This window comes from Microbulbifer sp. ABE4_465 (assembly GCF_056160765.1).
Window position 1 is genome coordinate 787235 of the sequence record NZ_JBSWXV010000002.1, and the last position, 26946, is coordinate 814180.

Consider the following 26946-nt stretch of genomic DNA (forward strand, 5'->3'; position numbering starts at 1 on the left):
ATAACGCACCGAGTTGGCTGGTATTGACTCGTAGACGGGAAATCACGAGGAGCCCTGTCATGGATCAGCAGTACCCAAAATCTGAAAAAATGAACAAAAAGAACACCATGGACACTTTAAAGCAGCTGCTTCTTCCTTTCGCCATTACCGCTTCACTCTTTAGTACCGCGGCTCAGGCAACCGAAATCACCGATCTCGAATTCGCCGACGCCAGCCTCGAGTCTTGTATTGACCAGGTGGCGGCCAGTGAAGGTTGGACGCAAATTAGTGAATTCCAGTGGTTAGATTGCTCCGAACCGGATATCCAGGACCTGAGCGGCATCGAGCAGCTCACCGCGTTAACCAGGGTTTCGCTGCATTGGAACTCATTGCACAACTATTCGGCACTCGGTGCGCTCACAGCCTTGGTTGATCTTGATCTGGCGGGCGTTGAAGACTTCGATGTCTCCGTTTTGTCCGGGCTGAATAACCTCCGTGGCCTGGGACTCAGTGTCTCAAATATTGGGGATGACGATTTCGCTGCGCTTTCAGGCTACGCGTTTTTCCCGAGTCTTGAATGGTTGAGCATTTGGGATAACCAGGTTACCGATATCAGTGCTCTGAGTGCCGCGTCTGGTCTTCATGGCCTGGATGTAGGCGGAAACCCGGTTTCGGATATTTCACCTCTGACGGGCTTTTCCCTGGAATGGATCAGCATGTGGGGCTCTCGGGTAGCGGATCTGAGCCCGCTGATGGGGATGCCCAACCTCAATCACATAAACGCCGATAGTTCCTGGGTCAAGGACCTGCCGGACGCAGTCGGTGCCGGTTTTAGCGATCTCGGTGCAGCGTTTCCTGCACTGACTGAGTTGTCGCTAGCGCAAAATGGGCTTGAAGACGACGACCTTGCGCAACTTGCTCAGATTACCACGCTGCAAATGCTCAACATCGAGTGGAACCTGTTCACTCCAGGGAGCGCTGAAGAGAATGCGCTGATTGCCGCGGTACCGAGCTACAGCGGCTCAGTACTTCCCGTACGGTTCGATCAAGCCTCTTTCTCTCCAACCGGCTATATCAATGCCGATGACGGCGACCACGAAATCTTTTTCACCGTTTCCGGCAGTGCGCTGGACGGTTCACCAATATGGGAATCTTGCCTGGACCTGAGAAGCCCAAGTGGCGCAGGCGCCGGCTATTGCGACAGCTGGAACGGCAGCCCCGATGGTAGTGCATGGATCAGCACCTACGCAGAGCGTGGTGACTGGGCGCTGTACGGCAACGTGTGTATTGATGGCGGTGATTGCTGGGAAGTGACAAAACCGCAGCTGGAAGTGATGGGTTTCAGCGACACGGTATTAACCGTCGACGGCACTGGCCCCGGAGATCTGGAAGCGCCATACGTTGACCAGCTGAGCTTCTCGGAAACCAACATCGATTTGGATGCGGCGCCAAACGGCTACGTTGCCGTAACTGTCGACCTCGTACTCGAAGATGGCAATGGCTCCGGTGTCCAGAGCGGCTGGATCGAGATTCATCATGAAAACTGGGAGTCTGATAGCAAGTTCGTCAACTTCAGTGCTGGTCAGACTCAGGCGACATTCTTCTTCCACTCCGCTGACGCGGCTGGCAAGTGGTTGATTAACTACATTGCTGCAGATGACTATGCCAACAACCACTTGCATATTGATGGCTGGCAGCTGCAAGCACAGGGCTTTCCGATTGAATTTAATGTGGCCAACGGAAACCCGGGTCCGATTGATATCTACAGCCTGAATTTCGCTGATTCGGATTTAACCACTTGTGTTCAGGGTGTAGCGAGCGACAGCGGTATTTCCTATGTTCACGAGTTCACAGGTTTCTGGTGTCACGAACTGATCGACGATCTGTCAGGTATCGAACAACTGTTCATGCTGGATTACCTGGACCTTTCCACCACTGGCGACCAGCACGACCCGAATCGCAGTTCCTATTCCGACCTCTCGCCGATCGGCCAGCTGTCGAGAATGCAGAGCCTGCACCTCACCAATGCGAACATTACCGATATCAGTCCGCTGGCTGGTCTGCCGCTGCGCGAACTCAATCTGAACCGCAATCATCTGACAGACATCAGTGCTATTTCATCGATGCCTTCACTGGAGTGGTTTGATGCTGGTGAAAACGCAATAACCGCGATTCCGGATATTTCCGGTCTGCCGAGTCTTCACAGCATTTACATGGCGCACAACGCAGTCACCGATATATCCCCCCTCATCGGGCAGGAGCACGTTTGGGATGTTGATATCTGGGGTAACGCCATACCGGACAGTGACCTGGGTCTGATTAGTCCGAACGGCTGGTATAACGCCGACTGGGGCCGCCCCGAGATCACCGAGCTGACGATAGACCCGAGCACCATCGACCTCACCAATGGCAGCGTCGATGCAATGGTTACATTCAGTACTGCAGATCAGGAAAACGTCTACAGCAGCCAGGTATCTATTCATCTCGCACCCGAAGACACCGAAGCGCATTATGCATGGCTGGACGGCTCCGCTACCGAGGGCTACTTGCACGTGCCCGACTGGGTACAGCCTGGTGAGTGGGATGTTTGGGCTGAAATCGATCACCCCAATGGCTACTTCGATGTCCGCGCACCCGCCTTGGCTGCCATGGGCTTTAACACCCGGGTAACGACGACCGTTACCTATATCGACCCGACTATCGATACCGATGGCGATGGCCTGACTGACGAATTCGAACTTCAAAATGGCCTCGACCCTGAATACGCAGGTGACGCTGGAGAAGACGACGACAACGACGGCTTCACCAACCTGCACGAAATCATGGCGGGCACCGATCGCGGCGACGAGTACTCCGTCCCGAACGCAATGAACAACCCCGGCGAAGGCCGTTACCTGCTGGGTGAATTCGGTAACTTTGCTGCCAACGCATACGTTCTTGACCTGGCTGGCGATGGCGTCGGCGGTGATGATGAAGGTCGATTTGCCAAGCACAATGGCAGTGCGCACTTCATCTGGAACTACGATGGCAACGCGATTACCGGTGCAAACAATGGCTCTTATGTAAACCGCGATGACTGGTTTGTGCAGGAGCTGGGCTACGGCACCAAAGTTGAGGAATGGGTAGACAGCCTCTCAATTTTTGAGATCCAAGGCGGTGCTTCGCCTATATGGAAAATCGTAATGTCCGGTCGCAAAGTCTACCCGGATGAAGCGATTGATCCTGATGCGTTCACTTACATTTATGAATATCAGGTAATTGGAACCGGCTCTACCGCTGCACCTGCAATCACTTCTGGCATCTTTACCACACGTGTTGGTCTCGGTACCGATTACTTGCTGGACCCCACCTGGGTTACCCATCCCACAGAAGTTGTGTTGAATGGTGATGCTTCTGGCCATGTTGTGATCCCGTCCGAAGTCGGGGGCAGCGGCAACCAGCCCGTAACCTGGTCGACAGAAGGCGACGGCACACTGGTACTCGATTACCTGGGTGATAGTGCTCGTATCACCAACTATTTTGTCGAAGCCTTTGGTAAGGGTATCAAGACTGTCGTCGTGCACGAGTTCGACAGCGCCGCACCTGGCCTTTCAGGTTCGGCGGCAGCCGAACAGTCCATGTGGGAAGAGGTCACAATTACCTCTCTGGATACGGCGGATGTTGTTGGTCGCCTGGAGAACGCACCGGAAGGCGATCCTTCCGGTATGTCGACCTTTGCCTTGGTATTCAATGAAGACGGGTTGGGGCACCAGGAATTCTTGTCGGAAGGGCAGTGGTACCAGTCGGCACCATTTGGCTGGGAGATTAACGGCAACACCGTCATCGCACGCTATTACCGCGATGAAAACTGGAACTCCTACGGCGAGTCAGACTGCCAGGGGGCCGCTGAGTGTTACGAGCATCGTCAGCGACATGTCATCTTTAACGATGCGGAAGATACTTCCGGTGATGGCGAACTCGACCGTTTCTACATCACCATTCGCCAGGGTTTTGCAAATTACTGCGGCGAGCAGGTTTGCGACTGGCAGGGCTATGTCGGCCAGTTTGTGCGTGGTGTGCAAGACAGTGATGGCGACGGCATTCCGGATGAGTGGGAAATCGCCAATGGCCTGGACCCCTACAACGGTAACGATGCCTCCGAAGACCGTGATGGCGATGGCGCTGACAACTGGACCGAATACGCAATCGGCACAAATATCAATGTGTCCGATACGGATGCCGACGGTATCTCCGACGGCGAAGAATGGAACAGTGGTCTCGATCCGCTAACCTCTAACCTCAATGCAGACCAGGATGGCGATGGCTATCTGGACCTGCACGAAGTGAAGGTTGGCACAGACCCGCATTATGACGGCAGCACCCCCGCACCTCTGGCAGACCCCGGTACCGGCGAATTCATGTTTGCCAACTACGGCGGCTTCCAGGGCTCAAACTATGGCGCGCTGCTGAATCTGGAACCCGACACATCGAGCCGTTTGAGCACGCAGCAGCACGATATCGCCGGCACCTGGAACTACACCGGAACCTATCTGGAAATCGACCTGGGCAGCTACGTCGCGTCTGAAGAAACATCCTGGAATGCACTCGCGCAACAGGACGTGCTGCAGCAGGTTCTTTATGACAAGGTCTACTACTTCGAATTCGACCAGGGCGATGGCAACACTACCTGGAAACAGGTGATTGTTGGCCGCCACCACTACCCGAACGGCGAGCTCGCGGACGCGGGTTACACACAGGAGTGGGATCACAACGTCGTTGGCAGTAGCGACCTCTTCAATGCAGGAATAGGCGAGGGCGAGTACGCGACCATTGTTTACGATACCGTCGGCAATGAAGATCCGGTGCTAAACGTTGGCCCGACGATTCTCGCGCTGAATGACAACCCGGGAACCAGCAGTGACGCGCTGAACCAGCGCAGCGATCTTAACTGGAACTATAACGGCAGCGGTGTCCTCACTGTGGCCTACGGCAACGGTAATACCACGCAATATCGTTTTATCGACAGTATTGGTGATACGCGCAATGCGTTGGCTGTTTACAACTTTGACGGTCAGCGGTTCGCCACCAGCGTCCTGTTCCATGATCACGTGGACCTCGGTCTGACCGAGCAAGACGTCGTTGGGCAATATGTTTCGGATGGTCGAGATGACATGTCTGGTGAACCCGGCTTTGGCCTCGAGTTTGCCGACGACGGCCAGGCATACCACCTTTCCTGGGATGGCAGTCAGTGGAACCGGGCAGGTTGGTCTTACGGCTGGTACCTGCAGGGGCAAACCATCTTTGCACGTGCCTGGATGGACACAGACAACTGGCAGATCTACAACGAGTCCACCTGTGGCAATACCGGGGTCAACTGTGTGTTCTGGCGGGAACGCCAGTTCACCATCAACGATATTTCTGGTGAGGAAATCTATTTCACCAACCACCAGATCTTCGATTGGGATTATGACGGTACCTTCGATAACGACTACTGGAATGGCTATGTCAGCATCTTCCAGAAAGTCGTACCGCCCGGGGACTTCGATAACGATGGCATCATCGATGACGAAGACCTGGACGACGACAACGACGGCCTCACCGACCAGTTCGAAATCGACAACGGCCTGAATCCGCAAGACGCCAACGACGCCTTCGGCGATAACGATGGCGACGGTTTCAGCAACCTGCACGAAGCAGTGGTTGGTTCTGACATGAACGCAGATGGCTCCATGCCACTGAGCCTGAGCAACCCCGGTGCCGGTCGCTTCCTTCTGACCAACGAAGGCGCCTTCTTTAATGGCTCCGGTGGTTATGTCATCGACCTCGAAGGCGATGGCGCAGGCTTTGACGACAATGGACGGATCGCCCTCTGGAATGGCAGTGCCCACTTCACCTGGGAGCACTCCGGCAACGCGATCTCAGCGACAACCGATGGCAACTACGTAAACCGAGACTGGTGGTGGGTCGATGCCATCGGCCAGTCGGATGAAATCGAGCGCTATGTCGAGCAGTTGTACATCTATCTGCAAGACGACGCGGGCGATTACCCGACCTGGAAAGTGGTTGCGATTGGCTACAACCGTTATGTCAGCGGCATGTTGGCCGATGAACCCTTCGTCGACGTGTATGAAGCGCAAATGATTGGTGCCGGCAGTGTCGCTAGTGATGTTCCATTAATCGCGGCCGGCACTTTCGCGACCGAAATTGCGATTTCCGAACATGACAATATCACTCCGTCCAACCTGTTCACCCCGACCGCGGTCGAGCTGAACGGCGACCAGACCGGTGTGGTATTCATCGATCCGGAAGTCAGTGGTAGCGGCGATGTCAGCGTAGACTGGAACCAGGATGCCGATGGCAGCCTGCAGCTATTCGATATCAACAGCGATGCCAAAACGACCGTCTACTTCGTGGAAACCTTCGGCAAAGGCGTTAAGACCATTGTGCTGCAGGAATACGAATCCACGTCTGGTGTATACGGTCGTGCAGCTGCCAATGACTCCATGTGGCAACAGGAAAACGTCAGTGAACTGAGCGAAGCCGATGTACTGGGTACTTTCGTCGATACACCAGAAAGTGCCTATGAAGGTAACAACAGCTTCGGCCTGCAGTTTACTGCCGGAGGTGTCGGTAGCCAGGGTGCCTGGGATAACAGCGACGGCTTTACCGGCTACGTCCCGTTCACCTGGTACATCGATGGCAATGCCGTAATCATCGAATACTTCCAGGATGAATACGGAAACTACTACGACGACCAGAATTGCTACGGCGAGTGGAGTTGTTACAAGGCCCGCGAACGTCAATTCATCATCAACGACACCGAAGATCAGGACGAAAACGGTTACACCGACCGTCACTACGTCACCATCCGCCAGGCCTTTAACTACTGCGGCACCGGCGAATTGTGTGACTGGCAGGGATACGTATCCCAGTTCGATCGTATCTTCGATGCGGACAATGATGGGCTGCCCGACGCCTGGGAAGCCGCTCATGGTCTGAACCCCAACGACAGTGGTGACGCCTTTGGTGATAACGACGGCGACGGCCTCGACAACACCGCCGAGTTTGCTCAGGGCACATCACCTTCTTCTTCAGACTCTGATGATGACGGTATCGACGACGGCTTCGAAGTGAATGCCGGCCTCAACCCGCTGGATCCGGCAGACGCACTGGTCGACGCCGACGGTGACGGTTACACCAACTTCGAAGAAGTGATGGCGGGTACCGATTTCAATGAAATCAGTGACTTCCCGGCGGGTGACCTCTACTACACCATGGGGATCGAATCCGACATCGTCTGGGGGGCTGGCGTAAGCTGGGCCGACCAAGGCAGCGGCCAGGATTGGAACTACCGTAGCTTTGCCGCCTTCGGCAATAGCCCGCTGTTTATCGACGCAAATGGCACACAAACCATGCGCGCCGATACCCAGGGTAAATTCGATGTGGCAGAGCGCTTTATTGATGTCACCGGCACCAATGATCCGTTCGTATCCACGTTCTACGGCACCAGCGGTTGCCCGGCAGGGGAAGACTGTGTTTCCCAGATCAACTTCGACGGCAATTTCTGGAGCCGTAGCGATGGCTCAGAAGGTATGGCCACCAGCGACCGCAGCCTGATCATCAACTCGGAACTGGTCGAAGCCGGTGAGCAAACCCGCTACACCTGGACCACCTTCCGCGTGAAGAAACCGGATACGCTCACCCTGGCCGATATCAACGGCGTGTGGCACCTCAGTAACTGGGGCCGTGAGTTCGAGCGCGACGGCAGCCTTACCGAAGGCCACTACGTAGGGAACGCAGACTGGCGGTTCAATGGCGATGGCACCTGTGAAGCGGTAACCGCATTTGAATATCACGATGCCTGGGCGCCCTTCGACGGCCAGAATTTGGCACCAGAAGGTGTTGATGAAGAATCTGGCCAGGACAACCTGGAAAGCTGCAGTTACACAGTGGACCCAATCCAGGGCCGTGTCCTCGTTGACCTGAAGCTCGGTGGCGACGACGAAAACAGCGTTGTTGAGTTCAAAGTCGATGCCGCAAAGCAGCGCATGGTCAGCATCTACATGGATGATGAAGACTGGGGTGCAGGCGTTGGTATGGTAATGCTCATCAAAAAAGGTGACGCAGCGACCTACGCTGACAACAGCGCACTGAATGGCACCGTGTTTATGGCCGGCAACCTGAGCTTCCTCGACTGGGGCAACGGTGTTGACTACCGCTCTACCGGTGCCCGAATTGCACGCTCCATTATCGACTTCGATGGCAACGGTCCTACCGACGGCGAAGGCTACAACGCCTGTACCCTGCAGCGGATCGAGAAGTTCCAGGGCCACGCCTTCTGGGGCTTTATCGGCGCCGATGCCGGGCAAAACCCCTGGCAGTCCGCAACCGCGTCCTACCCAAGTCAGTGTCGTTACCGTGTGAATTCCGACGGTAGCGTCGACCTGGAGCAGGGCGAAGAAGGGGCAATGGCGTATACCCAGTTCCACCTGGATGCCAATACTGAAATGCTCACCGCCACCTATATTGGCAACGGGTATTCCGAGCAGCTGATCGGTATGGTGCTGGATAACGTTGCCGACCCGCTAACCGCCTCAGTGCGTTTCACCGACTTCGGTTTCTACGATACCGACGGTGACGGCATGGCAGATACCTTCGAGATTGCCTACGGCCTGGACCTGAACAGTGACGACAGCGGCATCGACCTGGACGGAGATGGCCTCAGCAACCTCGAAGAGTTTGAAGCGGCTACCAATCCTCTGGAGGGTGACACCGACGGTGATGGTATGGGTGATGCGTATGAAGTAGCCAACAACCTCGACCCAAATGTGGACGACGCCGCGGCTGACGCTGATGGCGATGGCGCGACCAATCTGGAAGAGTTTGAGGCTGGTACGGATCCTTGGGATGCGGGTTCCGTACCTGGTAGTGGCCAGACTGCGGTCCGAGATGACTTCGATGGCGATGGCAAGTCCGATATTTTCTGGCTGAATAGCGCCAACCTCTGGACCATGATCTGGGAGATGGATGGCACCAGTGTTACCAGCTCACCTTGGGTAAAACAGTTCGCCAACGGTTGGGAAGTTGTTGCTAAGGCCGACTTTAATGGGGATCGCAAAACGGACATTCTGTGGCGCAACCCTTCCAGCATGTGGACAATGATCTGGGAAATGGACGGCACTACGGTCACCAACGCCCAGTGGGTTAAGTCCTACGGTAGTGATTGGGATATTGCCTCGGTCGAGGATTTCAATGCTGACGGCAAGGCCGATATCCTATGGAAGAATGACTCCCTGAGGATGACGATGATTTGGCAGATGGATGGCACTTCAGTGACCGCCTCTCCATGGGTGAAGTCTTTCGCTGCTGGATGGGAGATCGCCGCGGTAGCTGACTTCAACGGTGATAGGAAGGCCGACATACTGTGGCAGAGCCCAGCGCAACAGCAGACCATGATTTGGGAAATGGATGGTACGTTTGTAAGCCAGTCTCGTTGGGTCAAGCAATACTCTTCCGGTTGGGAAATTGCAGCAGTAGCTGACTTTAATGGTGATGAAAATGCCGACATTCTGTGGAAAAATAGTACGCTACAGATGACCATGATCTGGGAGATGGACGGTAGTACCGTAACCAGCTCTCCGTGGGTCAAGCAGTTCGCTATGGGCTGGGATGTGGCTGCTGTTGCCGATTTTAATGGCGACGGAAAGTCCGATATTCTGTGGCAGCATACCGACTCCCGAAATACCATGATCTGGGAAATGGACGGTACTAATGTAGTGGCTTCGCCCTGGGTCAAGCAGTACGCCGCTGACTGGGAAATAGTCAAAGTTGTTGATTTCAATGGCGACGGCAAGGCGGACATTCTTTGGCAGAACCCACAGAATATGTGGACTATGATCTGGGAGATGGACGGGACTTCAGTGTCCAGTTCGCCTTGGATCAAACAATACGCCAGTGGCTGGCAAGCAATGTAAAAAGAGACAATTAGAGTCCGAATCAGGGGCGCTTCGCGCCCCTTTTTTGTTGAGGCCGGGGCTAAATGCGCTTAGTAAAAAAGCTGAAAAAAACCTATAGAGCGCTTTCTGATGAGAATAAAATTCTCATCTATCAAATGGGCAAAGTAGGTTCCACATCATTAGAGAGGTCTATTCCTGGGGCCGTGCAGCTCCACAGTTTGTATGGACGTCCTCCCTGTCACCTTCATGAGAGAAAATTACGTGGCAACATCGCTGGAAGCGTATGGATAAGATTTCGTGACGCGTTTAGTCGTTTTGCAATTAAACGACGTCCGACAGTTCGAATAATTACGCTAATTCGTAACCCACTTGAGCGAAATGTCTCTATGTTTTTTCAAGATCTAGTGTTTTGGGTCGGCGAATACATAGAAAAATACGAGCCCGATACTAGACAAGAAGGCGATGAATTCCTGATCGAGGCTTTTCACAAAGCGTTTGACCACTATTACTTTGCTAATTGGTTTGACAGTGAATTGAAAAAATTCACGGGTATAGATCTTCTTGCTATAGCTTGTGATCAACCCGAAGTATTTAGGATTCAGAAAGGAAAGTTTGACATCTTATTTTTGCGGATGGAATCTCTCACTAGTGAAGCAAGTGAAGCTCTACTGGAGGAGTTCTGTGGTCAGAAAATACAATTAACGAATGATAATGCGGGTGAGAACAAGTGGTATTCTGACGTATATCGAAGAGTTAAAACTTCTATTTGCTCCGATACGGCATATCAGGCTGACCTGAAAAAAACGCATTTTTTTCAGGTGCTTTACGAAAAGTAATAAGCGATGCTTCCTCCAATCTTCAGTATTGTAATACCAACCTATAATCGGGATTCGCAAACGCGCAGGGCCATATGTTCTTGCCTTGCGCAATCGGAGCAATCGCTCGAAGTAATTGTGGTTGACGATGGTTCAACACTCACAAATTATGATATGTCAAAGTCAATTGACGATTCTAGAGTGCGTTGGTTTCACACGGAAAATCGAGGAGCGAATTCGGCAAGGAACTATGGAGTACAGAAAGCTAAAGGAAAATATATAGCTTTCCTGGATTCTGATGACGAATTTTGCTCTGATAAGTTGAGTGTTGCACTGGGGTATATGCGTGACGGTTGCGATGTATTTTTCTCTCGAGTGAACCTTCAGGGGCGAGGATATTCTGCGGTTAGACCTGATCTACTATATGTTCCCGGGACTAGCCTCCCCGATTACCTATTGCATAAATGTAATAGCGTGAGGACATCATCTATTGTCGTCAAAAGACAGCTTGCGATTACCGTAAAGTGGCAAGAAGGGCTGCGTTATGGAGACGACACGGATTTTTTGATCAGAGCTTCTTCGGCTTCCAGAAATGTACAAATGTCACCCAAAATTCTGGTTGATTACTCAGATTCAATTTGCCCAGACCGTTTATCTCTCGGAGCTACCAGAGCGGACATATCTAAACTCGAGAAAAGCATATCGACATTCTGTGATGAAAGCTTAATGTCTTCCTTTAGAGTAACTCATTATTCTTCAGTTGGGTTTTGGGGGGCGCCTAAGGGAGTAATTTTTGACTTCTTATGCTGCTTGGTTACCGGGAATATTCCGAAGCGAAAGCTATTGGTTTGTTTTGCTAGGTATATATTACCATTTGGTGTGTATGCGAGATTAAAGCGTGGAGTACTCGGGGCGCCAGGATGAATTTACCAAACGGGATTCTGGAGCGCTCATTACTAGCATTCCCCTTTGTTTGGCTGATAGGGCTAAGTGCAGTCTATATTCAGGCCGTTGCAGTGTTTATAGCCCTTTCCGGCGGTGTTAAATACTACCGTGTTCATTGGGTTTTGGCTCCTCTGTTATTGTATGTATTTGTATACTTTCTGTCGGTATTGATGAATTTTCAGACCTCCGGTCTAGACAGAATTGTGGGGTCAATTTACAACTTATCGTACTGGGTCTCTGGTGTTCTGATTGCTCAGCATGCTTTGCAGCGCCGGTGTCAGAATAAATTAGATTTCAATGAAAGTTTCTCTGGTACGCTACTTATAATTGCTTTTGCGCTTATGGTCTTCTTGAATGTATTTGGTGAGGCACCAATAACATTCCCTACGCTCGTTTCTTTCGTGATTGATCCAGGTTCAGTTCCTGAATTGATTGCTGATACTTTAAGTCTACCGCTGCTTAATAAGGAGTGGTATTTCGGCGAAATATCCACACGATTCTCTATTCTTTCGCCGTATGCCAATGCCTGTGCTTCAGCGATATATTTGCTATTTATATTTGCAACGAGAAACGAAAGTAAAATTTCAACGAGATTTGTTGTTTTACTGGTTGTGGCGTTTTCTGTGGTGTTTGCTACAAATTCCAGGTCTGTAATTGCCATTTTTTCCGTGTACCTATTGTCTATAGGGTTTTTGAGGGTGAGTCGAGGGGCCGGCTTGGTTCCTGTCATCGCCTTTAGCCTGAGTTTGGTGAGTTGTTTCGCGTTGGCTTTTGGTCAAGTCGTTTTAGAATTTGTAGAGGAGATATTTTCTTCTAGAGCCGGCTCCAATTCATTAAGATTTCAGTCGTATATCCAAGCTATAAATCTAACAATAAGCACTAACCCAGTTCTCGGGATAGGGGTTAAACCAAACGATGGACTCGGTATTCCGCTGGGTTCTCATTCAACACTAATCGGTGTGTTCGTAAAGACAGGTTTGATTGGCGTATTTTGTATTTTAGGATACTTCTTTGCATTGGCATTGCTATGGGTGCGGTCTCGGGGGTGTTCATTCGCTGAACGAAAATTTATTACTGGCATTATGGTATTTGGCTTGTATTTTATCTTTGAAGATATTGATGCGCCTCAGTTTACTTGTTTTTTATACTTCCTTGGTCTGGGGGAGATGTTGCGCACCTGCTTAAGGCCTGGCTCGGTACGCACAGATAATGATGGAAAAATGTTATCTCTAGGGTATTAAAGATTTTTGTTTTAGTGTTCTATTATATATTAGGTGGGCTCTGTGGCAGGAATTATCCCCAAGATTCTAAATAAATACTCCTCGACGATGAAATATTTCCGCAATCGTTTTTTTGATGATTTTGTATTTATACACATCAATAAAACAGGAGGGAGCAGTATCGAGGCTGCACTCAAACTACCTTTGGAGCACAAAACGGCCTTAAGTAAGAAGCGGGAGCTCGGAGAGAAAAGGTGGGCTTCGAGTTATAAGTTTTGTGTGGTAAGGAATCCCTGGGATAAGGTGGTTTCTCATTTTCACTACAGAGTGCAAACCAACCAGACAAATCTAAAGAATCGAAATTTGGATTTCAATAGTTGGGTCTTAGAGACCTACGGGAGAAAAAATCCAATTTACTATGACAAGCCGCTAATGTTTATGCCGCAAATTGACTGGATATCTGATGAAGACGGAAAAATTATTGTGGACTACATTTGTAGGTTTGAATCATTGGCGTGTGACTTTGACCGCGTGTGCGAAAGCCTTGGAGTGAAACTTGAGTTGCCGCACAAAAAGTCATCAAGAAGAGCGGGATACAGGGAATACTACTCGCCAGAATCTGTTGAGATTGTGCGCAAGTGGTTTGAAAGGGATATCAATGCGTTCGGATATGAATTTTAACTTTTGACCAAGCATGATTATTCGAGCTGAAAAGATATGAAGATCGATTTCAATGTGGTAGCGGGGGACTTCAATAAGTTATTGCGGGATGGAGTTGACGTGTCGTTCCTTAATTTTAACTCGCTTGGCGAGATGGCGCGGTTTTCCGGTAATGAATTGAGTAAATTCGTCTTCTGTCTTGATGGGGGACTATTATGCCTGTTCGCACGAGCCAAGGGCCTATGGGTGAGCCGTGTAAGCTTCGATTTCACATCTATAGCAAATGTCGTTTTCCAGTATTGCGAACGAGAAGAGCGGAGAGTATTCATTATTGGCGGTACTCAAGAAGAGGCCGAGCGATTTGAGGCGAAGGTAAAGTCACTTTTTTCTGGTTTGAAGGTGGCTGGTGTGAGTGGAGGCTACCTAAGTGATCCGGAGAGAAATCGACTAATCTGTTCAGGCCAACTTCGTAGTGCCGATGTACTAATTGTGGGCCTCGGAGCGGGGAGGCAGGAACAGTTCATGCTCGATGCTAGGTCAGCAGGCTTCAAGGGTTTCGGAATTAGTTGTGGAGCATTTATATCCCAGACCGCTGGTGCACGGGGAGTACATTACTATCCGCAGCTAATCAATAAACTTAGATTGCGTTTTCTATATCGTATGTACCGCGAACCGCATACTATCCGTCGTTACCTTGTGAATTATCCGCTTAATATGATTCGGTTCATGATAGGAAATTACAGTTTTATTCGGTGTTGATTTATTTGATAGGGGCGAGTTTTTCGCAACTTTTTGGTCGACCGAGAAATATTGTGTGCACGGAGGCCTAGGTCATAGCAACTATTCTGGAAAAAAGATCCGAGTTCTTCTGGCAAACCTTGTTGAGCTTTATCGTACGGGGTCTTGGGGTCGTTGCCTCATTTATCGCCAGCCTTGCAATTGGGCGGATGTTGGGCGCGCAGGAGGCCGGGATTTACTTTCTGGCTTTCAGTATTGTTACCTTTCTGGCTGCCTTTTCCCGGGTGGGATTAGATAACTCGGTACTGCGTTTTGTAGGGGCGGCTTATGGCGAAGGTAATTGGGGGCTAGTACGCAGTGTACTTGCTAAGAGCGTTCTGCTGACGGCTATGATGAGCGTAGTTGTGGTATCGCTCATTGTGGGGACAAGTAACTACCTGGCAAGCAATGTCTTTGAAAGCGCCGGCCTAGAGCGCGTGCTATTGGCAATGTCCCCGACAATCGTTGCTATATCGCTTTTTACCATCTTCGCTTTGGGCTTACAGGCACTGCGAAAAATCGTGCTGTCTATCCTTGTTCTCAATATCTTTGTGAATGGATTGCTGGTGGTCGCTCTTCTGGTGTGGGGTATAGGTGATGCACGGTCTGCCGCTCTCGCCTTCTCAGGCTCCGCATGTATAGCGGCGGGCATTGGCGGTTATTCCATTTGGCGTAGCCTCAAGCCAGGTGCTGGCGATATTGACTGGAGAGAGTTGGCCAAGAGTTGCCTCCCTCTGTGGGTCGTAGTGCTCATGGGGCAGCTAACCCAGTGGTCCGGGCAATTTATAGCCGGTGCATGGGTAGATATGCAGTCAGTGGCCCAGCTCGCAGTGGCTCAACGCACAGCTCTATTAACCAGTTTCATTCTTATGGCCGTGAACATGGTAGCGGCACCGCGCTTTGCGGCCCTGTACAAGCAGGGTAAGCAGGCTGAACTCCAAAGTCTCGCTCTCAAATCCGTCAAATTCATGGTGATCATTGCCCTGCCTGTGTTGGCAGTCATGTTGATCTTTCCGAGCGAGTTGATGTCCCTGTTTGGGGATGGGTTCGATAAGGGGGCGCATCTCCTGCAGATACTCGCCCTTGGCCAGTTCGTTAGTGTGGTAACTGGCTCCGTCGGGTACCTGCTCACCATGTCCGGCCACGAGAAAGACTTCCGTAATTCCGTATTGGTCTCCGGCCCCCTGGCAGTAGGCTTTGCGTTATTGTTAGTCCCATTTTTAGGTGCCACCGGCAGTGCCATTGCCACGGCTATTGCCGTTGGGACTCAGAACCTGATTGCCGTATGGCTGGTGCGCAAGCGACTCGGTTTTAGCACTTTGTCGGTCTGGCGGCGCTAGCTTTTACAGCTCAAGAAATCGCACTCTGGTATGCATATTGCTGGGTGAAGGGTACCTAAAATAGCATCCTTGAAATGTTATCAATTGATGATAAAGTGTGACGCCTATCACAGTACGATCGTCTACCGTCTCAGGAAGAGTGGGGGGTTGATTGATTGGAGTTGATCAATAATTGATCGCCTTGGTGAGCGGTAATAGCACTGTAGCTATGGCCGTATATAAAAGAAGGGATAGATCTGTGGGGGGGCGTAGTAGCCAGTAGGCTGCTGCACTCGCGGGGGCGAGTTCTCGATAACTACCACTGTACTTATCTGCTAGCGGGCAGAGTCACTCTGGCTCCCGCGGGGCTTGTGATTCCTGCTGACCGGTGATCACGGCGGAAATCGAAACTTTAAGAACAACAATCGCAGCAAGGAATTGCCGCAATAGAACACAGGGATCTTGGGGGCCATGACAGTTAGGGGAGCCATCAATAGCAGTAAGCGCACAGCGGAATGTGCGGGCACAGCTGCGGGCAACAAAAAGCCCCCTCATGATGCATTTGGTGAGATTCGCCACCACGGCGCCGTCGACGGTGTAACCGGCTCCTGCCACCAGCTTTACCTGGATGAAGACAACTCCATCCTGATCGACTGCGGCCTGTTCCAGGGTGCAGAAACCTCACCCGGCGGCAGTAAACACGACAAACTGGAAATCGAATTTCCAATCGACACCGTAAAAACGCTGGTGGTCACGCACGTCCATATAGATCACTGCGGCCGCATACCCTATCTGATCGCTGCCGGCTTTCGTGGTCCAATCTATTGCAGTGAGCCCAGTGCCGAACTCCTACCCCTGGTACTGGAAGACGCCCTCAAAATCGGCGTAACCCGCAATAAAGACCTGATCGACAAATTCCTCGGCCTCATCAAAGCCCAGCTGCGCCCACTACCCTACAACCAGTGGCAATCAGTAATCGAGAACGGTGAAAGCAAACTAAGCATCCGCCTCCAACGCGCTGGCCATATCCTTGGCTCCGCATACGTGGAGTGCGATCTGAAACATGGCGAACCGGGTGTAGGTGAGAAAAAGCACCGCACCATTTTCTCCGGCGACCTTGGCGCGCCGAATACGCCACTACTCTACGGTCCGACCCCAAGTGAAGGCTGCGACGAACTCGTCATAGAAAGCACCTACGGCGACCGCATTCACGAAAACCGCGAACAACGTGCAGAAACCCTGCGTAAAGCCATAGAGCGCGCACTGCAAGACGGCGGCAGCGTACTCATCCCCGCCTTCAGCATCGGCCGCACCCAGGAACTGTTGTACGAGCTGGAAAACATCATCTTCCAGCAACAACAAAAGCACGGCGAAAACAGCTCCTGGCACAACCTCCCGGTAATCGTAGATTCCCCACTGGCCAGCCGCTTTACAGAGGTCTACCGCCGCCTGGAGAAATACTGGGATGAAGAAGCCAAAGAAGTCGTCGCTCAAGGCCGCCACCCGCTGAGCTTTGAACAGCTAATTACCGTAAATGACCATGCAACCCATCAAAAGCTGGCAAACCGCCTGGCGCATACCAAGCAGCCGGCAATCATTATTGCTGCCAGCGGTATGTGTGCGGGTGGGCGGATTGTGAATTACCTGAAGGCCATGCTAGAGGAAGAACGGCACAACATTATTTTTGTGGGTTTCCAGGCTAAGGGGACTCCGGGGCGGGATATTCAGAAGTATGGGCCGAGACAAGGCTACGCGGAGCTGGATGGAGAAAGGTTAAATATTAAAGCGGGTGTTGAAACCATTGGTGGATACAGCGCGCACGCTGACAAGAGTGGCCTAGTGGACTTTATCTCCATCATGAAAAACAAGCCCAAGGTAATCCGAATCGTCCATGGTGACGAGAAAAGCAAGCTAGCGTTAAAGAAAATATTAGATTCTATGAAAATCGCAAAAAAAATCTATTGCCCAGCCTGAAGTTTGGCTAAAGATTGTAGTTGGCCGAACGTTGAGAAGAAAATAAAGTGAGCAGCTTCCCTTGGTTCTTATTGATATGGCTCACTACCAGTAAGTTTTTATACGTATGATTATGCAAAGTTATGAGCATGAAGAAAATACTCCTATTTCTATACTATCTAATACTCCGACATCTGCCCGGGAAGCCCATGCCAGGTTGGCGCATGGGATATTTCTTACGGAGACTGGTTGTAGAAAAATTGTTCTTAAAATGTGGTCGCAAGGTCGAGATTAGAGAGGGGGCCTATTTTGGGGATGGAAGTCGCCTTTCATTAGGTGATTTTTCTCAGATTGGGCCTAATTGTAGAGTTTTGGGGAAAGTTTCAATCGGTCAAAATGTTTTGATGGGGCCGGATTGCTTTATTGATTCTACATCCCATGAATTCGACAGAGTTGATATCCCGATTAAATATCAAGGTGCGAGAAGTGATGCCGAAATTTGCATTGAAGATAATGTGTGGGTGGGCACTAAAGTAGTAATTTTACCTGGGTCAAAAATAGGCCGCGATTCTATATTGGGTGCTGGAACCGTTGTAAAGGGAAATATTGCACCGTTCTCCATCGTTATAGGTAACCCGGGAAAAGTAGTCAAGTCTAGAGAAATGATTTAGTGGTTTGAGATAATGAGTGCTTACTCTCATTTAGAGAAAAAATTTAATCAAGCTAAATGTAGGATTGATCAGCAGTCGATACAGAAATTATGAATGATAACTTTAAAGTGAGTTTTTTTATCGTAGGGGCACCTAGAAGTGGGACTACGAACCTGCATTATATGCTGTCTCGTCACCCTGAGGTTAGTCTTCCTTCAAATAAGGAGCCTAAGTATTTTGCTTTTAAAGCTCCAATAAAAAAATATTTTGGAAAAGGCGATGATCGTAGAGTTGAGCAAGTTGTCACTGACTTCAGTGATTATAAGGCTCTATTTCAAGATCGTGATATTAAAGGTGAAGTAAGCCCAATATATTTAGCATCGGACTGCGCAAAAGAAAATATTAGATCGCATAACGATAATGCCAAGATAGTTATTATTCTGAGAGACCCTGTGCAAAGGGCGTATTCCCATTATATGCAGTTTGTGAAGTCTGGCGACGAAACTCTCGGCTTCGAAAATTCACTGAAAGAGGGCGGGCGGCGCGTTTTAAATGGATGGTTTCCTGATTGGGATTATGTCCGATTCAGCACTTACTGTAATGATGTTTCAGAATATTTTGAGAAGTTTGGGCGTGAAAATGTCAAAGTTTTCATATACGAAGAATTTAAAGATGATTTTTTGCCAGTATATTGTGAATTGATTGAGTTCATAGGCGCCGCACCATTCCAAGCCCGGTCTCAAAAAAGTATAAACTCTAGCGGTCAAGCGAGATCTGAGCTGGTAGAGCGGTTCTTTAATAAAGCGAAGCTCTTTCGACGTAGTATAAGGAAAGTATTGGGGGAGCGATGCTATCAGCAGGGGCTTCAATATTGGCATAGATTGAGAACAATAAATACAAAAAAAGTTGAAGGTCTTAGCGCGCAAGAGTGTGCAAAAATTAGAGAGATTTATTTTAAAAAAGACATAGAGAAACTCGAAAAATTGCTGGGTAGAGAATTATTCGTATGGCGTTGACTGAAGGTCGAGGACAGCTGGTCGTTGCGTCAGTTTATGAGCAGGGTGTCATGGCGGGGTGTAACTTTCTAATGTCAGTTCTGTTGGCTAGACAATTATCCCTCGATGAATTTGGCGCGTTTGCTACATTGCAAGCCTTATCTAGGTTGTATCAAACATTTCACAATGGGGCAGTTGGTGAGCCACTTGTGGCTATGAGGTTGTCAAGTAGAAAAATAGCGTTAATTTCTACAGTGTTTTTTTGGTTCATATTTTCAATTGTAGGTTTGCTTTTGATGCATAATCTACAGTTGGCAATGAAAGAGATTTTATTATTTATTATTTTAGGTGTATCTATTCCACTTATGTGGCTATTGCGGAGGATCTTGTTATCAGTGTCTGATAGGTTAAGATTAATAAAGTTGTCTTCGGTGTACCTCTTGTCGACCATTATTATCGTTTGGCTTGCTATATATTACAACATTTCTAACTTATCATCTGCTATTGCATTGATTTCAATTCCTCCTGCTATTTGCTTTTTCATTTATTGCCGTTCTTTAATCGATTTTCAGGAAAAAGTGGAATATAGAGGTGTTGTAAATTTGCTGGCGAACAGCAAGCATTACATCTTGCTGTCGGTTTGCATCTGGCTACCGGCAAACGCTATCTACATAGTGGCGCCATACTTTGGCATGGTTGGAGAATTGGGTGCATTTCGCGCCATTTTTAACCTATTTCTGCCTCTAGCGAATGTTAATTCTGCGTTTGCGATTGTATTGCTTAAATTCTGGTCGGGAAGTTCTCGCAGGGTAAAAACTCTCCTCTTCGATAAATTTCTCGCCCTATTGGTTTCAGGGAATTTATTTTATCTGTTGTTAGCGCAGTTTTATGGCAGTGAAATTTTACTGAAGCTTTATGGTGAAGGCTTCGCTTTTCAAGCAGAGTTTATTCAACTTTGCTGTGTTATTGCATTTCTTTCAATGGTTAACACGGTTTTGATCACTTATTCAAAAAGTAGGGCGGATGAAACTAGGCCTTTGAAAAGTATTTTTATTTTTTCCGTGATTTCACTTGTTTGTACCGTCGGCTCAATTCTCTATTTTAATGAGATGGGCATATACTTGGCGGTTATCACTTGCTTGCTAACATCTATTTTATTCCAGGTTTTGAGCCTCATTCGAGTAGAGCTTGTTGATGGTAGGCGCACGGCGGGTGAGTAAGTTTGTCGAAAAGTTTTGGGGTGGGGTTTTTCAGTGTATCAGTGTATGGCAGTAGTTGTTAATGATTTCAGATAAATTTACTGTGCTATTGAGTGCATATGCGTGTTTTGGGAATTTTGGTTCTGAGCCAGGAGTGGGAATCCGGTGGCTCTATGCATTGTTGGATGAGGGTGCGAAAGTTGATCTTGCAACTAGCGGATGGAGTTATGAGCAGTTAAAAAAAAATAATCCCGATGTGCTGGGGCACGATAACCTAAATCTGATCGTGATTGGCTCGAAAGACAATGATAAAAGGTTTCGCCGGAATAGGGCCGTTTATCAATTATATATATTGATTTGGCAAATTAGATTGTATTTATATTTGCGTAGGGGAAGGTCGCGTTACGACTATGTTCAACATTTGACGTTCGGTGGGGTTTTGGTTCCCTCGTTAATCGCAAGTTTTGGTAGGAAAAGTATTTACGGACCCGTTGGTGGTGCTGAAAAGGCACCCTTTCATTTGGCTATGCATTCTGGCTGGAAAGGTATGCTTAAAGAGAGCTTTAAGCGAGGAGCACTTAGGCTTTGCAAAATTGATCCATTTTTGTTCTACACGAAAAAGAGCTTTGACAAGGTTTTACTGAAAAATAAAGATAACCTGTCTTTCTATTCCTCACAGAGCAAGAAATGCTTCGTCAAATCGGAGTTGGCGCTTGATGTGCCTGTAGAGCTTTCTAGCCCAGATCAAACTTCTAAAAAAATTATTTTTTCCGGCCGCGGGCTTTATTGGAAGGGAGGGGAAATAGCTATCCTCGCTGTCAAACATATCCATGAGGTTTTAGGCAGAAAAGAGCTAGTGTTAGAGTTTTTTGGTGAAGGGCCTGAGTATAGCCGTTGGAAGCGGGTTGCAATTGGTTGTGACTATATATCGTTCAAAGGGCGATTGAATCAGTCTGAATACCTTAGTGAGGTTGGCTCTGCGGGTTGTGTAATTTTCCCAAGTTACCATGATTCAAGTGGAAATGTCGTTCTTGAAGCATTAGCTAAAGGAATTCCTGTGGTCGCATTTGACCTAGGCGGACCGTCATCGATTGTTTCTCATAATAAATTTTTGGTAAATCCGAATCTAAAGCGGAATGACCTGATAAGTGAGATAGCAAGTAAGATTATTACGGCGATAGATCTAACAAGTAGCCAGCGTATCGAAATATCAGATTTTTATAAAAATATGTTTTCACGAGAAAATCTTCTTAAGGGGGTTTACCAATGAGATGGTGGAATCTTAACCCGAAATTAAAAAAGTGTGCCGCTTATGCTAGCTATTTAGGGTATTCGACGACTAAGGAACCTATTGTCGTCGCAAGTAGTGGCCGTAGTGGTTCTACGATGCTGGCCAAAACTATTATGTCAAGCTCTTTCCGAGAGAAGCTTCCACACTTGCGAGCACCCAGAATGGTTTTTTTCCCGGGGTTTAAATCGCAAGACTTCGAAGGTGCTGTATATGATGGTGGAGTCTATAAGACACATTTGCTTTCTGGACGGATACCTGTTTCGTGCAAAACAGTTTTCATTTTTGATCGTCCAGATATTACATACTCTTCATTTTTTGGCTGTGTCGACAGGTATGGGAAGGACTGGGCTCGTCAACACTTAATTAATCTAGAAAGTCCTAAAAGTTTCAATGAAATTAGTTCTGGTACTGACTTCTTGAATTTTGAAGCTCAGCTTTCTAGTTGGTTGTCTCGTCCCAGCGGAGCTGTTGTTAAATTTGATTCTCTTTGGGACGTCCAAGATGAGCTTTCAAGTTATCTCGGGATAAAGCTGAATTTTCCGCCTAAAGTTCAACGTCGCTCTAAGGCGGTAACTCCTAAGGGTTTCGAAGAGGTGTTTAAGAAGCTATGGGATCAGTATGAAGCTGCTCCAAGTTTCCAAGTGAAGTCGCTATGCTAATCTCGAAAAATTCCAGGCTGTATGGTTTTTTTCTGTCTCTCCCTATCTTCCTTATCTGTTTTTTCGGGCGGGAATACAGGGGGCTGGGGATCCCCACTTTTTTAATTACAATGGCCTTGGCTGTGTCAATTTTTTTTGCTTGGGCGCGGATTAGGCAACTTTTTAGTGTTGGGTTTCTATTTTTCTTTGCACTATTTTCATTATACGTGATTCTGAATGTTTTCTGGCAGAGGTCGTATTTGTATGAATTTGATTTTGTAAATTTTTTAGAGGATGTGTATTCGGTATTTATTGTGGTTTTATTTTTTGGTTTGGGGAAATATGTCTTTTCTCTTGATGGTGAGGGGCGGAAGCTTTTAAATTTAAGTATATTGTTGGGTGTTGCTCTTAATGTAGTAGTTTGTGTGGTTTACGCAGGTTCGCAGTGGGGGGATACATATTTTCAGCGATTATGGAATCCATACCTTTTGTTTTTTATTCCATTCGTAACCTTCGTCGGTTCCAGTCGAAGCAATTCTTTATTGGCTATTGTGCTGTTAATGGTGGTCGGTTTTTTCGCAATTTCGCTTCAGATTTTGCTGTGCGCTTTTGTTGTTCTCCTTATAGTGCTTGTCCCCCAGAAGGTGTTTGACTTGGTAGCACCCAAGTTTTCTGTTTTACTAATTTTGGTCGTAGTGGTTGCCTTACAAGTATCGATTTTTTGGGTGGACCCATATCTGATCGCTCAAATTGATCACAACGCGGGGGTAAGGGCCGTATTTTGGCATGAAGCGCTTGAATACTTTATTTCTGAACCTTTCGGTATGGGGTTTGGAGTTTCAGTGGTTTCTGGGGATATGTCGCTGATCGGTAAGTCGATGTTTCATGGAAATAGTGGCGGATTTGAAGACTTGGGTGTCCATTCTGGACTCATTTCTTTTTTTTATAAGTTTGGTTTTTTTTCGTTACTTGGGTTTTACTTTCTGGCAAGAGTTTGTGTCAACTCTGTCGCGGTTGATTTCCAGAAAAATATAGTGCTTGTGTTTTTGGTTTTAATGACCCTTTTTGTTAATGATTCATTTTTTACCCCACATTTCTCTGCCGCTGTGGGTTTGGTTCTGGGGCTGCTTTCGGGTGCAAGGGGGCAGTCCTATCAAAATACATACCCCCCAAGTAGTTGCTTTCAGGAGGCGACTCGATGAATTCGAAGCGAGTAGAAGTAATATCTATGCAGGTGAACTTGATTGATCTTCGGGAGGCTGTTTCTGATGTGATATCTCTTGCGCTGAAAAAAAATGGTGCGTACGTTTGTGTTTCTAACGTCCATATGTGTATGGAGTCTTATGACTGCCAGGACTTTCGTAAGGTGGTTAATCAGGCGGATTTAGTTATTCCTGATGGTCGTCCAATTTCCTGGGCGCAGCGGTTGTTGGGGAATAGGCTGGCGTCTCAGGTGCGGGGTCAAGATATCATGAGTGCACTTTGTGAAAAGTGTGCGGAAAATGGTTTAAAGGTTGGCTTATATGGCGGCGCCTCTGAGGAGCTGGTGGCCCAGGTGGCAGATCGATTAGAAAATGAATATCCAGGCTTGAATATAGTTTATAGGTATTCTCCACCATTTAGACCATTGACAATCGAAGAGGATGGACGTGTCATAGAAGAGATTAATGGGTTAGAAGTTGACATCTTATTTGTTGGTATTGGGTGCCCGAAGCAAGAAATCTGGATGGCAGATCATAAACCGGCCTTGAAGTGTGTGATGCTAGGTGTAGGGGCAGCTTTTGATTTTATTGCCGGCTCAAAATCACACGCACCTAGATGGATGCAGTCTATTGGGTTGGAATGGGCGTTTCGCCTTTTTTCTGAGCCGAGGCGCTTGTGGAGGCGTTATTCAAAACAGAATCCGAGATTCATATATCATTTCCTAATTCAAATTATTAGGGTTAAATTCGTAAATAGAAGAAGTAGTTATGTCAAATAAAGTTGCACTTATTACTGGTATCACTGGTCAGGACGGTTCTTATCTCGCAGAATTTCTGCTGGAGAAAGGTTATGAAGTTCACGGTATCAAGCGTCGCGCTTCTTCCTTCAATACCGACCGTATCGACCACATTTACCAGGACCCGCACGAATCAAATCCGCGCCTTAAGCTACATTACGGAGACTTGTCTGATACCTCTAACCTCACTCGCATCCTACGTGAAGTACAACCGGACGAGGTGTATAACCTCGGCGCCCAGAGCCATGTAGCGGTTTCTTTTGAGGCTCCGGAATACACTGCAGATGTGGATGCCATGGGTACCCTTCGCCTGTTGGAGGCTATTCGCTTCCTGGGGCTGGAAAAGAAGACCCGTTTTTACCAGGCGTCCACTTCCGAGTTGTATGGTGAGGTTCAGGAAATTCCCCAGAAGGAAACTACGCCTTTCCACCCGCGTTCTCCCTATGCGGTAGCGAAAATGTACGCCTACTGGATCACGGTCAATTACCGCGAGTCCTACGGTATGTATGCCTGTAACGGTATTCTGTTCAACCACGAGTCTCCCCGCCGCGGTGAAACCTTTGTAACCCGCAAAATTACCCGTGGCCTTGCGAATATTTCTCAGGGCCTGGAGAAGTGCCTGTTTATGGGCAATATGGACGCACTGCGCGATTGGGGTCATGCGAAAGACTATGTGCGTATGCAGTGGATGATGCTGCAGCAGGAGCAGGCGGAAGATTTCGTAATTGCTACCGGCAAGCAGATTTCCGTACGTGAGTTCATTCGTATGAGTGCGGCAGAGCTCGGTATCAAGCTGGCGTTTACCGGTAAAGGCGAAGCCGAAGTGGCTACCGTGGTTGAGATCGAAGGTGACAAGGCGCCGGGTGTTAGCGTTGGTGACGTGATCGTTAAGGTTGATCCGCGCTACTTCCGCCCTGCGGAAGTGGAAACACTGCTTGGCGACCCTTCCAAGGCAAAAGAAAAGTTGGGTTGGGTGCCTGAAATTACCGTTGAAGAAATGTGTTCCGAAATGGTCGCACACGATTTGGATCAGGCTAAGCGCCATGCGCTGCTGAAAGAGCATGGCTTTGATATTAGCGTGGCGATGGAGTGATGCCCGAAATGGCGGATAAGAAAAGAGTATTTGTCGCCGGCCACCGGGGGATGGTGGGTTCGGCGATTGTGCGACAGTTGGAGAATGATCCTTCTGTTGAGGTGGTTGTGCGTACCCGCGCGGAATTGGATCTGGTGAGGCAGCAGGCTGTCGCAGATTTCTTTGCACTGGAGCGTATCGATCAGGTTTACCTGGCGGCAGCTAAGGTGGGTGGTATTGTGGCGAACAATACCTATCCGGCGGATTTCATTTATGAAAACCTAATGATCGAGTGCAACATCATTCACGCTGCACACACGGCGGGCGTGCAGGAATTGTTGTTCCTTGGCTCCTCTTGTATTTATCCGAAGCTGGCTGAGCAGCCCATGAGCGAGGCTGCGCTACTTACCGGTGTATTGGAGTCTACCAACGAGCCCTACGCGATCGCGAAAATTGCCGGTATCAAGTTGTGCGAATCCTATAACCGCCAGTATGGACGGGATTACCGCAGTGTAATGCCCACCAACCTGTACGGTGAGAATGACAACTTCCACCCACAGAACTCCCATGTGATTCCGGCCCTGATGCGCCGTTTCCACGAAGCCAAGCTGGCCGGTGATGGCGAAGTGGTTGTGTGGGGCAGCGGTAAGCCCATGCGGGAGTTCCTGCATGTAAATGACATGGCGGCAGCCAGTGTGCATGTGATGAATTTGCCGCAAGCCCAATACCTGTCATGTACGGAACCTATGCTGTCGCATATCAATGTGGGTACCGGGGAAGACTGCACCATCCGGGAGCTGGCGGAGACCATGGCAAAAGTGGTGGGTTTTGAAGGACAAATTTCCTTTGATGCAACCAAGCCTGATGGCACGCCGCGCAAACTGATGAATGTCAGCCGCCTGGCGGATCTTGGCTGGCGCTACTCCGTCACCCTCGAGCAGGGCTTGGCAGACACCTACCAATGGTTCCTGGCGCACCAGGCCGATTTTCGGGGCTGATGCCGTTATGGCAAAGAAATTGCCTCAGGATACCTTTAAGACGGTGGTGTCTTCCACACCACTGGTTTCCATCGATTTGGTGGTGCGTAATGCCAGCGGGGAAGTCCTGCTCGGTGAGCGCCTGAACCGGCCGGCACAAGGATACTGGTTTGTGCCCGGTGGGCGCATTGTCAAAAATGAGTCGCTGGCCGATGCCTTCCTCCGCTTAACAGAAGAGGAACTGGGTGTCGCCGTGCCGATAGAAAAAGCGGAATTTATAGGGCCATTCGAGCACTTTTATTCCGATAGCGTCTTTGGGGCAGCGGAAAGTGAAGGCGTTTCCACCCATTACGTGGTCTTGGGTTATGCGATACCGCTGGATCTTGATCTTGCGGCGCTACCCAACCAGCAGCATGGTCACTATCGCTGGTGGTCGGTGGATTCCCTGCTGGCAGATCCTTCAGTACATAAACATTCCAAGTGGTATCTCGATCGAAATGCAGAGTGATCTGTAGGTGCCGC

The 26946-nt window shown here is 49.0% G+C and carries 18 protein-coding genes; all 18 read left to right on the top strand.

Annotated features, from left to right (window positions below; genetic code table 11):
* Positions 1–59 precede the first annotated feature (59 nt).
* The 18 genes from ACXAG1_RS06855 (at position 60) to ACXAG1_RS06940 (ending at position 26932) form a co-directional block, all read left to right on the top strand.
* Positions 60–9932, top strand: a complete 9873-nt coding sequence (locus ACXAG1_RS06855; RefSeq protein ID WP_475119311.1) for an FG-GAP-like repeat-containing protein — start codon at positions 60–62, stop codon at positions 9930–9932.
* Positions 9933–9997: 65 nt separating this feature from the next.
* Complete coding sequence (locus ACXAG1_RS06860) at positions 9998–10750, top strand: putative capsular polysaccharide synthesis family protein (protein WP_475119312.1); 753 nt, start codon at positions 9998–10000, stop codon at positions 10748–10750.
* A gap of 6 nt (positions 10751–10756) precedes the next feature.
* On the top strand, positions 10757–11653 hold the full coding sequence (locus ACXAG1_RS06865; RefSeq protein ID WP_475119313.1) for a glycosyltransferase family 2 protein: 897 nt from the start codon (positions 10757–10759) through the stop codon (positions 11651–11653).
* Positions 11650–12915 (top strand): O-antigen ligase family protein, encoded by a 1266-nt coding sequence (locus ACXAG1_RS06870; protein WP_475119314.1) that lies wholly within the window; start codon positions 11650–11652, stop codon positions 12913–12915. The genes ACXAG1_RS06865 and ACXAG1_RS06870 overlap by 4 nt, the downstream gene beginning before the upstream one ends.
* A gap of 42 nt (positions 12916–12957) precedes the next feature.
* Positions 12958–13575 (top strand): sulfotransferase family 2 domain-containing protein, encoded by a 618-nt coding sequence (locus ACXAG1_RS06875; RefSeq protein WP_475119315.1) that lies wholly within the window; start codon positions 12958–12960, stop codon positions 13573–13575.
* Positions 13576–13611: 36 nt separating this feature from the next.
* Entirely contained in the window at positions 13612–14313 is a 702-nt protein-coding gene (locus ACXAG1_RS06880; RefSeq protein WP_475119316.1) for a WecB/TagA/CpsF family glycosyltransferase, read from the top strand.
* 122 nt (positions 14314–14435) lie between these two features.
* Positions 14436–15671: an oligosaccharide flippase family protein gene (locus ACXAG1_RS06885; protein WP_475119317.1), complete on the top strand. Its 1236-nt coding sequence runs from the start codon at positions 14436–14438 to the stop codon at positions 15669–15671.
* A gap of 450 nt (positions 15672–16121) precedes the next feature.
* Positions 16122–17624: an MBL fold metallo-hydrolase RNA specificity domain-containing protein gene (locus tag ACXAG1_RS06890; protein WP_475119318.1), complete on the top strand. Its 1503-nt coding sequence runs from the start codon at positions 16122–16124 to the stop codon at positions 17622–17624.
* A 188-nt stretch (positions 17625–17812) separates the two neighbouring features.
* Positions 17813–18274 carry an acyltransferase gene (locus ACXAG1_RS06895; protein WP_475119319.1) on the top strand — a complete coding sequence of 154 codons (462 nt, stop codon included), beginning with the start codon at positions 17813–17815 and terminating at the stop codon, positions 18272–18274.
* An 89-nt stretch (positions 18275–18363) separates the two neighbouring features.
* Positions 18364–19269, top strand: a complete 906-nt coding sequence (locus ACXAG1_RS06900) for a sulfotransferase family protein (protein WP_475119320.1) — start codon at positions 18364–18366, stop codon at positions 19267–19269.
* Positions 19260–20468 (top strand): polysaccharide biosynthesis protein, encoded by a 1209-nt coding sequence (locus ACXAG1_RS06905; protein WP_475119321.1) that lies wholly within the window; start codon positions 19260–19262, stop codon positions 20466–20468. Before ACXAG1_RS06900 ends, ACXAG1_RS06905 begins: the two co-directional genes overlap by 10 nt.
* 61 nt (positions 20469–20529) lie before the next feature.
* Complete coding sequence (locus ACXAG1_RS06910) at positions 20530–21717, top strand: glycosyltransferase family 4 protein (RefSeq protein WP_475119322.1); 1188 nt, start codon at positions 20530–20532, stop codon at positions 21715–21717.
* On the top strand, positions 21714–22397 hold the full coding sequence (locus tag ACXAG1_RS06915) for a hypothetical protein (protein WP_475119323.1): 684 nt from the start codon (positions 21714–21716) through the stop codon (positions 22395–22397). The genes ACXAG1_RS06910 and ACXAG1_RS06915 overlap by 4 nt, the downstream gene beginning before the upstream one ends.
* 239 nt (positions 22398–22636) lie before the next feature.
* On the top strand, positions 22637–23578 hold the full coding sequence (locus ACXAG1_RS06920; RefSeq protein ID WP_475119324.1) for a hypothetical protein: 942 nt from the start codon (positions 22637–22639) through the stop codon (positions 23576–23578).
* Positions 23575–24357, top strand: a complete 783-nt coding sequence (locus ACXAG1_RS06925) for a WecB/TagA/CpsF family glycosyltransferase (RefSeq protein WP_475119325.1) — start codon at positions 23575–23577, stop codon at positions 24355–24357. The genes ACXAG1_RS06920 and ACXAG1_RS06925 overlap by 4 nt, the downstream gene beginning before the upstream one ends.
* Positions 24347–25468 (top strand): GDP-mannose 4,6-dehydratase, encoded by a 1122-nt coding sequence (gene gmd, locus ACXAG1_RS06930; protein WP_475119326.1) that lies wholly within the window; start codon positions 24347–24349, stop codon positions 25466–25468. Before ACXAG1_RS06925 ends, gmd begins: the two co-directional genes overlap by 11 nt.
* Positions 25469–25476: 8 nt before the next feature.
* Positions 25477–26445: a GDP-L-fucose synthase gene (fcl, locus tag ACXAG1_RS06935; protein WP_475119327.1), complete on the top strand. Its 969-nt coding sequence runs from the start codon at positions 25477–25479 to the stop codon at positions 26443–26445.
* A 7-nt stretch (positions 26446–26452) separates the two neighbouring features.
* A complete protein-coding gene (locus ACXAG1_RS06940) occupies positions 26453–26932 on the top strand; it encodes a GDP-mannose mannosyl hydrolase (protein ID WP_475119328.1) in 480 nt (159 codons plus the stop codon).
* The last annotated feature ends 14 nt before the right edge of the window (positions 26933–26946 follow it).

Excerpts from the sequence above, each read along its gene's own strand:
- ACXAG1_RS06855 (WP_475119311.1), top strand. The coding sequence starts at position 60 with ATGGATCAGCAGTACCCAAAATCTGAAAAAATGAACAAAAAGAACACC.
- ACXAG1_RS06860 (WP_475119312.1), top strand. The coding sequence starts at position 9,998 with ATGCGCTTAGTAAAAAAGCTGAAAAAAACCTATAGAGCGCTTTCTGAT.
- ACXAG1_RS06865 (WP_475119313.1), top strand. The coding sequence starts at position 10,757 with ATGCTTCCTCCAATCTTCAGTATTGTAATACCAACCTATAATCGGGAT.
- ACXAG1_RS06870 (WP_475119314.1), top strand. The coding sequence starts at position 11,650 with ATGAATTTACCAAACGGGATTCTGGAGCGCTCATTACTAGCATTCCCC.
- ACXAG1_RS06880 (WP_475119316.1), top strand. The coding sequence starts at position 13,612 with ATGAAGATCGATTTCAATGTGGTAGCGGGGGACTTCAATAAGTTATTG.
- ACXAG1_RS06890 (WP_475119318.1), top strand. The coding sequence starts at position 16,122 with ATGACAGTTAGGGGAGCCATCAATAGCAGTAAGCGCACAGCGGAATGT.
- ACXAG1_RS06895 (WP_475119319.1), top strand. The coding sequence starts at position 17,813 with ATGCCAGGTTGGCGCATGGGATATTTCTTACGGAGACTGGTTGTAGAA.
- ACXAG1_RS06900 (WP_475119320.1), top strand. The coding sequence starts at position 18,364 with ATGAATGATAACTTTAAAGTGAGTTTTTTTATCGTAGGGGCACCTAGA.
- ACXAG1_RS06905 (WP_475119321.1), top strand. The coding sequence starts at position 19,260 with ATGGCGTTGACTGAAGGTCGAGGACAGCTGGTCGTTGCGTCAGTTTAT.
- ACXAG1_RS06910 (WP_475119322.1), top strand. The coding sequence starts at position 20,530 with ATGATTTCAGATAAATTTACTGTGCTATTGAGTGCATATGCGTGTTTT.
- ACXAG1_RS06915 (WP_475119323.1), top strand. The coding sequence starts at position 21,714 with ATGAGATGGTGGAATCTTAACCCGAAATTAAAAAAGTGTGCCGCTTAT.
- ACXAG1_RS06925 (WP_475119325.1), top strand. The coding sequence starts at position 23,575 with ATGAATTCGAAGCGAGTAGAAGTAATATCTATGCAGGTGAACTTGATT.
- gmd (WP_475119326.1), top strand. The coding sequence starts at position 24,347 with ATGTCAAATAAAGTTGCACTTATTACTGGTATCACTGGTCAGGACGGT.
- fcl (WP_475119327.1), top strand. The coding sequence starts at position 25,477 with ATGGCGGATAAGAAAAGAGTATTTGTCGCCGGCCACCGGGGGATGGTG.
- ACXAG1_RS06940 (WP_475119328.1), top strand. The coding sequence starts at position 26,453 with ATGGCAAAGAAATTGCCTCAGGATACCTTTAAGACGGTGGTGTCTTCC.